Origin of the sequence: Shimazuella soli (genome assembly GCF_022511585.1) — a bacterium.
In the GTDB taxonomy this organism is placed as follows: domain Bacteria; phylum Bacillota; class Bacilli; order Thermoactinomycetales; family Thermoactinomycetaceae; genus Shimazuella; species Shimazuella soli.
The window spans coordinates 269,985-283,435 of sequence record NZ_JAKWBN010000003.1 but is presented as its reverse complement, the minus strand read 5'-3'; the positions used below and the strand labels follow the sequence as shown (position 1 = coordinate 283,435).

General features: G+C 38.2%; 12 protein-coding genes, 1 pseudogene and 1 riboswitch. Of the genes and pseudogenes, 1 reads left to right on the top strand and 12 read right to left on the bottom strand.

Annotated features, from left to right (window positions below; all coding sequences use genetic code 11):
- Nucleotides 1-188 precede the first annotated feature (188 nt).
- Nucleotides 189-1,610, bottom strand: a complete 1,422-nt coding sequence (locus MK805_RS09945; RefSeq protein WP_240875628.1) for an alpha/beta hydrolase family protein — start codon at nucleotides 1,608-1,610, stop codon at nucleotides 189-191.
- 206 nt (nucleotides 1,611-1,816) lie between these two features.
- On the bottom strand, nucleotides 1,817-2,983 hold the full coding sequence (locus MK805_RS09940; protein WP_240875627.1) for a cytochrome P450: 1,167 nt from the start codon (nucleotides 2,981-2,983) through the stop codon (nucleotides 1,817-1,819).
- A gap of 305 nt (nucleotides 2,984-3,288) precedes the next feature.
- Here MK805_RS09940 and MK805_RS09935 point away from each other — a divergent pair, with 305 nt between their 5' ends.
- A complete protein-coding gene (locus MK805_RS09935) occupies nucleotides 3,289-3,663 on the top strand; it encodes a hypothetical protein (RefSeq protein ID WP_240875626.1) in 375 nt (124 codons plus the stop codon).
- 132 nt (nucleotides 3,664-3,795) lie between these two features.
- Here MK805_RS09935 and MK805_RS09930 read toward each other — a convergent pair whose 3' ends face one another.
- The 10 genes and pseudogenes from MK805_RS09930 to MK805_RS09885 form a co-directional block, all read right to left on the bottom strand.
- On the bottom strand, nucleotides 3,796-4,602 hold the full coding sequence (locus MK805_RS09930) for a MetQ/NlpA family ABC transporter substrate-binding protein (protein ID WP_240875625.1): 807 nt from the start codon (nucleotides 4,600-4,602) through the stop codon (nucleotides 3,796-3,798).
- A 12-nt stretch (nucleotides 4,603-4,614) separates the two neighbouring features.
- The gene (locus tag MK805_RS09925; protein ID WP_240875624.1) at nucleotides 4,615-5,283 is read right to left on the bottom strand and encodes a methionine ABC transporter permease; all 669 of its coding nucleotides are present in this window, start codon (nucleotides 5,281-5,283) and stop codon (nucleotides 4,615-4,617) included.
- Between the two features lie 31 nt (nucleotides 5,284-5,314).
- A pseudogene (locus MK805_RS09920) lies at nucleotides 5,315-6,022 on the bottom strand (methionine ABC transporter ATP-binding protein); the annotation flags it as partial.
- 85 nt (nucleotides 6,023-6,107) lie between these two features.
- A riboswitch (SAM riboswitch) is annotated at nucleotides 6,108-6,212 on the bottom strand.
- Nucleotides 6,213-6,859: 647 nt separating this feature from the next.
- Nucleotides 6,860-7,057, bottom strand: coding sequence for a hypothetical protein (locus MK805_RS09915; RefSeq protein WP_240875623.1), 198 nt, complete (start codon nucleotides 7,055-7,057; stop codon nucleotides 6,860-6,862).
- 94 nt (nucleotides 7,058-7,151) lie between these two features.
- Nucleotides 7,152-7,847: an exopolysaccharide biosynthesis polyprenyl glycosylphosphotransferase gene (locus MK805_RS09910; RefSeq protein ID WP_420833067.1), complete on the bottom strand. Its 696-nt coding sequence runs from the start codon at nucleotides 7,845-7,847 to the stop codon at nucleotides 7,152-7,154.
- Between the two features lie 88 nt (nucleotides 7,848-7,935).
- The gene (locus MK805_RS09905) at nucleotides 7,936-8,868 is read right to left on the bottom strand and encodes an NAD-dependent epimerase/dehydratase family protein (RefSeq protein WP_240875622.1); all 933 of its coding nucleotides are present in this window, start codon (nucleotides 8,866-8,868) and stop codon (nucleotides 7,936-7,938) included.
- A 59-nt stretch (nucleotides 8,869-8,927) separates the two neighbouring features.
- Entirely contained in the window at nucleotides 8,928-9,674 is a 747-nt protein-coding gene (locus MK805_RS09900) for an acyltransferase (RefSeq protein ID WP_240875620.1), read from the bottom strand.
- A gap of 12 nt (nucleotides 9,675-9,686) precedes the next feature.
- Nucleotides 9,687-10,994, bottom strand: coding sequence for a nucleotide sugar dehydrogenase (locus MK805_RS09895; RefSeq protein WP_240875619.1), 1,308 nt, complete (start codon nucleotides 10,992-10,994; stop codon nucleotides 9,687-9,689).
- A 14-nt stretch (nucleotides 10,995-11,008) separates the two neighbouring features.
- Entirely contained in the window at nucleotides 11,009-12,112 is a 1,104-nt protein-coding gene (locus MK805_RS09890; RefSeq protein ID WP_240875617.1) for a DegT/DnrJ/EryC1/StrS family aminotransferase, read from the bottom strand.
- Nucleotides 12,112-13,158 (bottom strand): Gfo/Idh/MocA family protein, encoded by a 1,047-nt coding sequence (locus MK805_RS09885; RefSeq protein ID WP_240875615.1) that lies wholly within the window; start codon nucleotides 13,156-13,158, stop codon nucleotides 12,112-12,114. Before MK805_RS09885 ends, MK805_RS09890 begins: the two co-directional genes overlap by 1 nt.
- Nucleotides 13,159-13,451 lie beyond the last annotated feature (293 nt).

Below are 13,451 nucleotides of genomic sequence, written 5' to 3'. Positions count from 1 at the left end.
TAAAATTTAATTATTTTATAATAGTAGCAATTACTGTATTGAGGTAAAACCAGCACGCAACAAACTGTAATCCCAAAAAACAAAGAAATGACTTGAGTTCCCTTTTTAACAGGCTTCTCAAGTCATTTCATAATTTCTATTTGAACGTAAAGGAAGAAGGATACAAATTTAGAGAACCTACTACTAAGTTATAGCAGTGTCAACATCCCCCAATAATAAGCCCAAATACTAAATAAGATACCTAAGAACACTAACAGACTATATCGAAATATATCAGGTCTAAGGGCTTTGTTACTAAATCCACGGAGAGCCAAGATGACAGAAAGTAGAGTTGTAAGCCATGCAAACATTTGAATGATCATCCAGATGAGCGGGCGATCCCACATGATTGGGCCTATGATTTTCGCCCCTTTGGACCAAATCATAATAAAGTAAGTCGCAAAACTAAGAGTAGCTATTAGTCCTGAGGTGATAGTCCAGCCTGCATATCCTGTAATCGGGGATGCTTTCTTTTCTTTTCGATGAAACATGGAATTTAGTATGGCAACAAGGTAACCGATCAACAAGATACTGAGTACTGCAATTTCCACACCTAGTGAATCATACACCTTCACGTCTTGAATGAGATTGTGATAAACCTCTACATCTTGTACAGGAGTTTGTCCATATACTTTCGATACTGGAGGTTTTCCTTTTACTACTTGATCCAACCAACTTGTTACTCCCTCCTCATAACCTGCTGCAAAAGCATCATACCTTTCAAATCCCGTTTTATCTGTTTGATGAGCAGCATGATCTGCATTTGCCACAAATAAAACCGATCCATACTTGTTGCCATTTTCCCTCCATATTTGTTTTAGTTTTTCTGATCCTTCTACAGCAGGAGTAAGACGATCTTTTGCTCCCCAAACTGCGAGAATTGGTTGCTTTACTTGTTTTAAATAGTATTCGGCATTATGGTCTGCTTCTGGAAACATACCAGAAGTAAATACAAATCTCGATCCTTTTATTACTAAGGAATCCATAACATTTTGCGATATAACCCCATTTTGCACGAAGCGGTTTTGGATATTGTATGTTTGTTGTTGAATCGGAGTAATCACTGGTGTTCCTAATAAAACTACAAACGAAATATCTTTTGATTTGGCAGCGGCCATCGGAGCAACCCATGCACCTTCGCTAAATCCCCAAATCCCAACTTTTTGTTTATCTACACCTGATTGAGATTGAAGAGTATGCACTGCTGCTAAAGCATCTTCTGATAATACTTCTAATGTACGATTTTTGGATTTGTCTCGTTTATCATAGATCAAAGTCGCAAAGCCTGCTTTAGCAAATACTTCTGCATCTTGTCTTAACTTTTCTCTTTCTTTTTGACCTGAACCGTGAACCAGAACAATACCTGGATGTTTTTCTGTCCCTTTAGGCATCAAAACGGTGCCGTGCATGGTAGTATTTTGGCTTTGAAACGCTATCTCTTTCTCTGCATAATCGTTGATAGGTGCAGCATGAACATATAAGACATTTGTCAACACAGTAAAACATATCAGAATTAGCATTATTGCCGTAAGACGAAGTATCGATTTAGCGGAGGTTATTTTTGATTCCACTTTATATTTCCTCTCTTCTTCTTATTTAATAATTCGATTATAGGAAGCATTAAATATGAAGGCATCAAGCAGAGGATGGGAATTCCACTAAGACCTGAGTCCCAAAATGTTTAGGACTACAGGTAAGTTGATCCTTAAAAAAGATAATAAAAAGACTCGAGCTTTAATTTAAACTCAAGTCTTTTCACAAATCCAAGCAAACTGCATTAACGCTTTTTAAATACAATAGGCAGTGATTTGATGGAAAACATAAGATTTATTTCATTCATCTCTAGTTCCTTGCTAGTATCTTTCAATTCTAGTTGTTTAAACTGGGAAAATAGTAATTCCAAAACAATTTTCGCTTCTAATCTTGCTAATGGTGCACCTAAACAAAAATGAATACCATGACCAAAGCTTGTATGCTTTAAATTCGTTCTGTTTAAATCAAATGTATCTGGATTTTCAAATACAGATGCATCTCTATTTGCTGATCCCATCCAAGCATTGATTAGGTCACCTTTTTTTATAGTTTGACCACCTAATTCAACATCCTTTGTAGCAATTCGATTGATGTATTGTACAGGCGCTCGATATCGTAATATTTCCTCAATTGCTGTTGGAATAACTTCAGGATATTGGTAAAGATGCTCTTGAATTTCTGGATTTTCGATAAAAGTATATATAGCAGCACTGATCAAATTAGTTGTTGTTTCATTCCCAGCAACTAATAAAGTAATACAGAATGCAAGGAGGTCTTGTTCTGATAGTTTTTCTCCTTCTAGATCAACTCGTTGTAAGTGGGAAATTAGATCGTCTTTTGGATCTTTCAATCTTTCTTCAAATAGATTCATAAAATACTGAGCCATTTCTTGCTGAGCTTGGAAGTATCCGTTGACTCCACCTTCTACTTCTGTAGGGTTTTTCACAATGATAGTGGACCAAAATTTAAATTTGTCTCGATCCTCATACGGAACACCAAGCATTTTAGCAATTACTTGTATGGGTACTGGAACAGCTAAATCAACTGTAACATCCATTTCTCCTTTATCCGCTACTTTATCTAACAATTCCTTCGTTATTTCTTGGATCCAAGGTTTCATGTTCTCAATCACATTAGGTGTAAATGCTTTGGATACGAGTAACCGAAGTTGTTTATGGCGCGGGGGGTCTGTTACTTGAATAGCAGCCGATAAAATATTGTCTACTTTTGGGGCATATTCAGATGAAAAGTTTTCCCAATCGTAAAGTACTGTCTGCACATCGTGATAGCGAAATACATGCCAAGCTCCTTTTGCACCGAAATAATGCATGTAATCTTTATCATAATAGACTGGATTCTCCGCAGACATTTTTTTATACCAAGGAAAAGGATTAGAAACGGAATGATTCAATTGATCTCCTCCAGAAATAAAATTCAATCTATCTCATATTCTATTCTATTACAGGAAGAAAATAAATCAAAATTACCACTATTAATATTATTATGTTTATGTAGTGGGAAAATAATGTACAATACATATTATATGGATGCAATATTAATCCATCCATATTATAATAATTAAATCTATTCAAAATAAGTAGAATTAAAAATAACATGTTATCCATTTCACCCATATACCAACAAACTTAACATCATTAGTTTTGTAAATATTATTAAATCTAAAAAAAGTAGACCATTTGAGAAAGGATAAAAATTATGATTAAAACAATAACGATGTTTAAAAAAATAGAAAATGTTGATGCTCTTCTCAAGTTTTATATTGAGACCATCTTTCCAACCATTCACCAAATCCCAGGAGTTCTCTGTACAGATATCACAAAAGTATATGATGTAAGCCCCGATATCGACCAAGATGTCAAAGGACTTGATATCATTATGGAGACTCACTTCGAATCAGAAGAAGTAATGAACGGACTTGTTTTTTCGAAAGAAGGGTATGAATTAATGTCCAAAGCAACTCAAGTATCTGGTTGTGAAATCTCTTTTTTTGTTGGTAAAGAAAAAAGGTTTTCCGGTGAACTCACAGATGATTTGCGAAAAACAATCGCTAAAATCGGGTATGAAGAATAGCATCACCTTAATAAGCATGAATTCAAATAAGTACTGTTCTTTTTTATATGACCAACTAACCTGTTTCATTAGATTACATATTCAAAACCGAATAAATTTAAAAGAAGATCCTTTAATAGGATCTTCTTCTCATTAAAATGCTGGTACTACAGCACCTTTGTATTTATCTTCTATAAACTTTTTCACTTCAGGAGAATTCAACACTTTAGCTAGCTTTTGAATACGAGGATCATTCTCTTTTCCTTTTTTCGTTGCGAGCACATTCACATATGGAGACTTAGAATCTTCGATAAAGATTGCATCTTTTGTAGGATTTAGTTTTGCTTGAAGTGCATAGTTGGTATTGATGATCGCAAGGTCAACTTGATCTAGAACCCTTGGTAACATAGCTGCTTCAAGGGGCTTGATTTGGACATGTTTTGGGTTAGAAACAATGTTTTTAACGGTTTTCTCACCATTTCGATTGTCCAGCTTGATCACACCATTTGCATCAAGCAATAGCAGAGCACGAGTGATCTCTGATGTAGCATTTGGAACAGCGATCGTAGCACCATTTTTAATTTGAGACTTATTTTTGATCTTTTGAGAGTAAGCACCCATTGGCTCAATGTGAACACCAACTACTTTTACCAAATGAAATCCGTTTTCTTTATTTGTTGTTTCCATCCAGGGAATGTGTTGAAAATAGTTAGCATCAATTTGTCCTTCTTCTACAGCACGGTTTGGTAATACGTAATCTTGAAAGACTTTTACTTGAAGATCAACACCTTGTTTTTTCAAAATCGGTTTTACAAAATTTAAAATTTCTGCATGAGGGACTTGTGTTGCTCCTACTGTCAATGTTTGTGATCCTGTACTTTTACTAGTATCTGTGTTTCCACAAGCAGACACGATAACTGCAAGGATGAGAGAAAAACTCAATAATAGCCACTTTTTCATTACCATTCACCTCTATGATTGTAGATTTCGTTTATCTAAGCGACGGGAAATAAAATCCCCGATCCATTGAACCAATTGCACCATTACCACAAGTAGTATTCCACAAGCAAACATCATTTTTTCATCAAACATCTGAAATCCATAGCGGAGTGCAAGGTCACCAAGACCTCCTCCTCCAACCATACCAGCCATTGCAGAATAACTGATTAAACTAACACAGGAAACAGTCAAACCCGAGATGATCGCCGGCATTGCCTCCGGCAGAAACACCCGCAATATAATGGTGAAGGGTCCTGCACCCATTGCTTCTGCTGCTTCTACTACACCACGGTCAATCTCTCGGATAGCAGTCTCCACCATCCGAGCAAAAAATGGTGCTGCACCAGCAATCAATGGAATGGTCGCTGCAGTTGTTCCAAGTGATGTACCTAAAATCCATTTCGTAACTGGAAATAAAAATAAGATCAAGACGATAAAGGGTACAGCACGAAAAATATTAACAATAAATCCTAACACCTTTTGCAGCCAAGTTAGTTCCCAAAATTGTCCTCGATCTGTGACTACTAACAAAACACCTAAAGGTACACCAATCAGTGCAGCAAAAAAGGTAGAAATCGCGACCATCCACAATGTTTCTTGCGTTCCTTGTAAGATGAGATTCCAATCTAAACTAGGAGACATTTCGATTCCCTCCTTTCTTAGGAGTTAGACCCAAAAAAGATTTGGTTACATCGTGCCTAGGGTTGGAGAAAACGTCCTCTACTTTTCCTGTTTCCACGATGCGGCCAGCCTCTAGGACTGCAACTTGGCTGCAAACTTTTTCTACAACAGACATCTCGTGAGTAATAAACACAAACGTAATACCTGTCTCCCGATTAATCTCTTGAATTAATTGTAAGATGGAGTCTGTCGTTGCAGGATCAAGTGCAGAGGTGGCCTCATCACAGAGTACAATCTCTGGATGATTTGCGAGTGCTCTAGCAATTCCTACACGCTGTTTTTGCCCACCACTTAGTTGTGAGGGATAAGCATTTTTCTTGTCCGAAAGTCCGACACGTTCTAACAACTCTTCGACGCGAGCCTTGATCTCAGACTTTTTCTTGCCCACAATTTGCATCGGAAACGCGACATTTTGAAATACGGTTCGGGACGATAACAAATTAAAATGTTGGAAAATCATTCCAATATTACTGCGAAGCTGACGTAATTCCAACTTGTTTAGATCCGTAATATTTTTACCCTTAATCAAAACATCGCCCTCAGTTGGCTGTTCCAATCCATTTATCATTCGCAGCAAAGTACTTTTACCTGCGCCGCTATGACCAATAATCCCAAGCATTTCTCCTGTCTGTACTTCTACAGACACACGATCAAGTGCTGTTACTTCAGCATATCGTTTGGAGACGTTTTGCAACTGGATGAAACTCAATTTCAAAGCACCTCCTAAAATAATAAAAAACCCTTTTTGCACAGATGCAAAAAGGGATACATTTTCATATCGCCTTCTCTCATCTGTCAGAACCAAAAATTCTGTAGGAATTGGCACCTTTCCTTAACGGATGGTTGCCGAGGTATCATAGGGCCTGTCCCTCCACCTCTCTGGATAAGAGAACTACATATCAAGTTAACTTTATTATAACGAATAAAAATATAAAAATCAACATGGAAATATAAAGAATAAACATAGAAACCTATTTCAGGGTCGACCGAAGTTGTAACTGCTCAACGAATTACCTCGAAATTATGAAAGTCCAAAAAATATCCGTCCCCCGTGCTTTGACAGCCACGGAGGACATCAAATTAGACCAATTTATTTCATGCCAACATCATTCTGAAATAATAGAAGTGCCAAATTGTAACAATGACAAATGATATTACCCCAACATTACAGTTCATTTACATTTCTCCCCAAATCCTTTAAACCTCACACATTTTGAATATAATAAAGACATCAGATCAAAACGGAGGTGTCTTTGATGCAATACACAGTGGTAGGTAAGTTTTTCTGGTTGGGAGTTATGAATGCAGTTTTACTCAGTATTCCAATGTGGGGTCTTATCTACTTGGCGCTAAAAAGCATTTTTTAGACCCTGTGTAAGAAAATCAGGACACTTATATAGAAATAGCACCCCAAGGGTGCTATTTTTTATCTATAAAACAGGCCATTCGCAGCCCTTGTAATCATCCCCCTGCTTTTTGGCATCTAACTCCAATTATCAGGGGCTCGCTTTCCTCTCGGAAAGGAGGTCAAGGTGCGTCATCTCAGATGGATAGAATGAAGCACAGTATCATTCACAAATGCCAGTTCAAAGACCGCAGCAGCTGGCTTGCCGTCCATCCCAAGTTTGCGAATACGAGGGAGACGAGCGTCATAACTTCGAGCCTCTTCCTCCGACATTTCAATTAGCTTATTGAGTACTTGGTGGAGGTACCTGTTGTACTCATCAAAACTCATGTCTATCCCATCAAAAAGACGTCACCTGCCAACACTAAAATAATACTTTATCTCAACCAAAATAAAAAGATGGAGCAGATAGCTCCATCTTTTCTTATCTAGCTCCATCCCCAGTAAAGACAACTTTAATGGTACGGAAAAAGATTTTTGTATCTAATTTAAAAGATTGTTTTTGAATGTAGTACATATCCAAATCCAATTTCTCTGCTGGGGTCATTTCATAACCACCATTGACTTGCGCCCAACCCGTAAGACCTGGTTTTACCAACAATCGATTTTTAAATCCAGGGATCTCTTTGTCAAATTGCTCGGTAAACATGGGACGTTCGGGACGTGGACCGATTAAGCTCATTTCACCATTCAAAACATTGAATAATTGTGGTAACTCGTCAATCCGCGTTTTACGAATAAAACTTCCTACTTGTGTAACACGTGCATCATTTTTTGAAGCCCATTGTGGTCCATTTTTCTCAGCATCATTACGCATCGATCTTAATTTCCATACGTTAAACAGTTTTCCGTTTTTGCCAACTCGTTCTTGTTTATAAAAGATAGAACCAGGTGACTCAAGTTTAATCGCAATCGCAGTGACGAGAAGCACCGGCAATGTGACAACCAGCAGTAAAAGGGAAAATAATATTTCAAAAGTACGTTTTACCGCAGGATACATAATCCTACTTATACCTGTATCCCCAAAATACAACTGTGTCTGGTTTTCCGCCATTACTTTGGAACGCATCTCTTCACCACTCCTACTTCTATATCTATATCCAAATTTGTTTGATTTCATTACGAAAGTAACATTTATGTTACAGGAATATTTCATGACCTGTAACTTAGTATAAAATAGTTGTAATGAAAGTACAAGAGGTTAAATGTTACAATATTTTAGTAGAATTTTGAAGTGAATAATACTGATAAGTCTTACGTAAACCCTCATCCAATGATACTTCTGGAGTCCAATGTAAATTGTTTTTTGCCTTATTTACAGTGAAATAACTGTGCTTAATATCTCCAAGCCGCTCTTTTTCATATATGGTTTCTAGAGCCTTCCCACTGATTTGCTGTAGTTTTTCCACCAACTGATTCAGAGTAGTATGTACACCTGTTCCAATATTAAACACTTCGTTATTTCCGGCTTTCAGCGCTGCCAGATTTGCTTTGGCGACATCTTCCACATATATATAATCTCTTGTTTGCTCTCCATTCCCAAAGATCGTAAAAGGACTTTCCGCCAGCACTTTATCGATGAAAATAGAAATAACTCCGCCTTCGCCTTGAGGGTCTTGACGAATACCATACACATTTGCGTAACGTAAGATGGTGAATTCCATCCCATACATTTGCTGATACACCCGTAAATACTGCTCTGGTGTGTATTTGGAAATCCCGTATCCAGAAAGTGGACCTACAGGATGTCTTTCATCAATGGGTACATACTGTGGATCTCCGTAAACTGCTGCCGAAGATGCATAAACAAACTTTTTAGTTCCATAAAGACGTGCTGCCTCAAGAAGATTAATCGTACCGAGAATATTCATATGTGCATCATAAACTGGCTGACGGACGGATGTCTGCACAACAGTTTGTGCTGCCTGATGAATAACTGTTTTCGGTTTTTCTCGTTGAAAAACTTCTTGGATTTTAGCATCTTCCATATCGATGCGATAAAAAGCTGCCTTTGGATTTAGGTTTGTCTCTTTACCGGAGGACATGTTATCAATAATGACCACTTCATGACCTTTTTCCAGCAATTGATCGACAATATGTGAACCGATAAAACCAGCTCCACCCGTTACAAGAACCTTCATCTCCTTCACTCCTCTCCTATGAAAATGGGAACAAGTTTTTTGCTTGTTCCCCATTGAGATTACTCTTGGTTTTCCAGTTTTTCTTTGTCTGGCACATCACGCAAGGTACGAGCAGGAACACCAACATATACTTTTGCTCTTTCTGTATCTTTGTTAACCAATGCCCCTGCTGCAATAAAACTCTCTTCTGCAACAGTAACACCCGGCAACAAGATAGAAGCTCCTCCAACTCGAGCGCCTTTCTTGATAAGTGGCCCACGAACCAATTTAAACCGCTCTTTGGTACGACCCATAAAGTTATCGTTGGTTGTCGTAACAGTTGGAGCAATAAATACTCGTTCTTCGATAGTTGTATAAGCGGTAATATAGGCATTGGTTTGAATTTTGGTATAGGACCCAATCTCTACTTGGTTTTCTACTGCTACTCCTCGTCCAACCACAACGGAGTCACCAATAAAAACTTTCTCTCGAATAGATGCTTGATCTCCCACCATCACTTCACGACCGAGTTTACTGCCTCGATAAAGTACTGTATTTGCCCCTAATGTAGTTCCTTCGCCAATTTCAAGTGCAGGCAAGCTTGTATCTACTTTTACAGTAGAAGCTTTAGCCGGTCTTGGCCAACGGCCAACTACACAATTATCCGAAATGAACACATGATCCTTGACAACTGTATCAGCATGAATGGTGACATTGTTTCCAATGGTAACATTATCCCCAATCACTGCTCCTTCTTCTATCACAGAAAAATAGCCGATCTTGACATTCTGTCCCAATTTTGCTGTGTCATGAATGTAATGTTTCATAAGACACCTACTTTATAATTTTTCGTAGTAAGCTTTGATGTTTTTGATATCTTTTAGGGCATTTCGTGTATCGAAAATAGCAGCGGAAGTATCAGCAATTTGTTGATAGTCAAATGCAGTATGATCCGTTGTAATCAATACCAAATCTGCTTCTTTTAGTTTCTCTTCTGTCAGTTCAACCGTCTCATAAACCTTTCCATCAAGTCGGAATGAAGAAATATGTGGATCTACTAATTCAAAATTAGATTGGTAATTCTCGAGCAGCTTAATGATCTCCATAACAGGTGATTCGCGATAGTCATCAATATCTTTCTTGTAAGCTACACCGAGTACTAACACATTCGCACCTGAGAGTGACTTTTGATAGCGGTTCAAGATTTTCATCGTACGATCAACTACGAAGTTCGGCATTTCATTGTTGATCTCACCAGCCACTTCGATCAAACGAGTATGATAATTGTATTCACGTGCTTTCCAAGTAAGGTAGAAAGGATCAATTGGAATACAGTGTCCACCTAAACCCGGCCCTGGATAAAAGGCCATAAATCCATAAGGTTTTGTTTTGGCTGCTTCGATTACTTCCCATAAATCAATGCCCATTTTATTACAGAGTATAGCCATTTCGTTTGCTAGGCCAATGTTGATATTACGGAATGTATTTTCCAATATCTTTTCCATTTCAGCTACCTTTGGGCTAGAAACTTCATGCACATCGCCTTCTAATACACTGCGGTACATGGCAGCAGCGATTTTGGTACAAGCAGGGGAAACACCACCCACTACTTTTGGCGTGTTTTTTGTATTAAAGGTTTTATTTCCTGGGTCTACACGTTCAGGTGAGTAGGCAAGATAAAAGTCTTTTCCTACTTTTAAGCCTGTTTCTTCCAAGATCGGTTGCAGCACTTCTTCTGTCGTACCAGGGTACGTAGTACTTTCTAATACAACCAGCATGTTTGGATGGAGATATTTTGCAATTTCTTTACCAGATGCCTCCACATATGTAGTATCTGGTTGTTGATACTTATCCAAAGGAGTAGGTACACAGATTGCAACAGCGTCTACCTCTTGGATTCTTGAATAATCGACAGTAGCAGTTAATTGACCTGTACGAATAATTTGCTTTAGTTCATCATCTACAACATCACCGATGTAGTTTACACCATCGTTCACCATATCAACGCGTTTTTGCTGCACATCGAAACCGATTACTTTATAACCAGCTTTTGCTTTTTCTACTGCAAGGGGCAAGCCTACATAACCTAGGCCCACAACCCCGATTACTGCTTGTTTCGACTCAATTTTTTCGAGCAAACCGTTCACGAGCGTTCATCCCTTTACTCAAAGTAGTTTCTCACAACTTGAACAATATGATCAATTGTCTCTTCATCGAGCTCTGGATAGAGTGGAAGAGCAAATATTTTTTTGGAAATGGTTTCTGCGTTTGGTAAATCTCCCTCTTTGTAACCAAGCTCTTTATAAACTTCTTGTAAATGAAGTGGCAGAGGGTAATAGATACCGGAAGCGATACCATTTTCTTTTAGATGAGCCATTAAACCTTCACGGTCTTCTGTCTGTACATTGTACAAATGGTAAATATGTTTACGATCTTCAGCACGATAGGGAGTTACCACTGGCAGTTCCGCTAATTTTTTGTTGTAGTACTCAGCTTTCTGTGCACGTGCATTGTTCCAATCATCTAAGTGCCGTAATTTAATCCGCAATGCAGCAGCTTGAATCTCATCCAAACGACTGTTGTAACCAATCATGCTGTGATAATATTTTGGACTACTTCCATGCACACGCAAAATACGAAGTTTTGCAGCCAATTCATCATCGTTGGTAACAATCATTCCACCATCGCCATAACCACCGAGGTTTTTCGTTGGGAAGAAGGAAAATGTAGCAGCATGACCCCAAGATCCAATTCTCTTTCCTTTGTACTCTGAACCAATTGCTTGTGCCGCATCTTCTAAGACGAAGATATTGTGTTGTTCGGCGAGTTCCATAATAGCATCCATTTCAGCTGGTTGGCCAAAAATGTGTACTGGAATAATCGCTTTTGTTTTGGGAGTAATAGCTTTTTTCAATTGCTCTACATCTAGGTTGTATGTTTTGGGATCAATGTCCACAAATACAGGAGTAGCTTTTAATTGAGAGACAACTTCAGCAGATGCAAAGAAGGTAAATGGAGTGGTAATGACTTCATCTCCCTCTTTTACTCCAGCAGCATCTAAAACGAGTTGCAGAGCATCTGTACCGTTTCCTACACCAATAGCATGCTTTACGCCGCAGTATTCCGCTATTTCTGTTTCTAATGCTTTTGTTTCAGGACCTAAAATATAATGTCCACTTTCCAATACACGATCAATTGCATCACGTACTTCCTCACGAATACCTTCATATTGTTTGGTAAGATCTAACAAAGGAATTTTATTCATTAATTAATAGCTCCTTCTCGAGATTTTAACAACTGATCCATGCGTACAGGTTGACCTGTTTCCGCAGCTTGTTGGCATGCAATTACAAACGCTAAGGCTTCTCTGCCTTCTTTACCAGAAACAACTGGAATATAATCTTGAGCGATTGCATTGGTCATATCTTGGATAATACACTCATGTCCAGGAATACCAAATGGATCTTGATCTATTTTTTCAATCGTTTTTTGTTTTTCTTCTTCACTTAATCCTTCAAAATTCCAAGTCTTAATCCAGTTTGCATTCGGTCCGCCAATTATTGCAGTACCTGTTTCTCCAAAAATAGATAAAGATTCTTCTAGATTTTTTGGATAGATGGTAACTGCCGCTTCTAAAACTCCCAGTGCTCCGTTTTTAAAACGAATAACAGATAAAGAAGTATCTTCTGCTTCGATATCACGCAAACGCGTAGCATTGTAGGAGCTAACTTCTTCGATTTCTCCCATCATCCATAGCATCAAATCCATGTTATGGATTGCTTGGTTCATCAAAACTCCGCCATCCATCGCTTTGGTTCCTCGCCATGGTGCTTGATCGTAATATGCTTGATTGCGATTCCAACGCACTGTCGCATTTGCATGACCAATCTTGCCAAATGCACCCTTATCCAACTGTTTTCTTAGCTCAATAATAGCCGGACGGAAACGATTTGGATGGACAACTGCCATTTTTACATTGTTTCTTTCACAAGCCTCCATCATCGCATCTGCATCTTCTAAGGTAAGTGCCATTGGCTTTTCCACTACAACGTGCTTTTTAGCTTCTGCAACTTGAATAGTTAGTGCTTTATGTAGCCCACTTGGAGTACAAATGGAAACAACATCTACTAGGTCGCTGGAGAGCATGTCTTTTAAGTCCAAAAAACCTTGGACATTATCTGTGACAAATTCCTGTAATCGTTCCTCATTGGTATCACATACAGCAGTCAAAACCGCGCCTTCCACATTTGCAATAGCCGCAACATGTTTTTTGGCGATATGACCGCAACCTACTATTCCATAGCGGATCATGTTATGTTACTCCCTCTCTTTAAGCAACATTTAATGTTACAGTAACATTACAACCACTGTAACACAAATGAAATGTTTTTGGTATAGTCAACCATAAATAGACACACTTTTTTGTCAGTCTTTGTATGTATTACAAGGATCTTGCCTACTAAAAGCCCACGTAATACGTGGGAAAAAAGAGTCTGTTGCAATTGTCATAAAAAAATAAAGAGCCACATAGATAACGATTAGAATGCACCATTAATAATGGTAATCATTATAACTCCTTCTATAAAATAAAGAGCCACATAGAT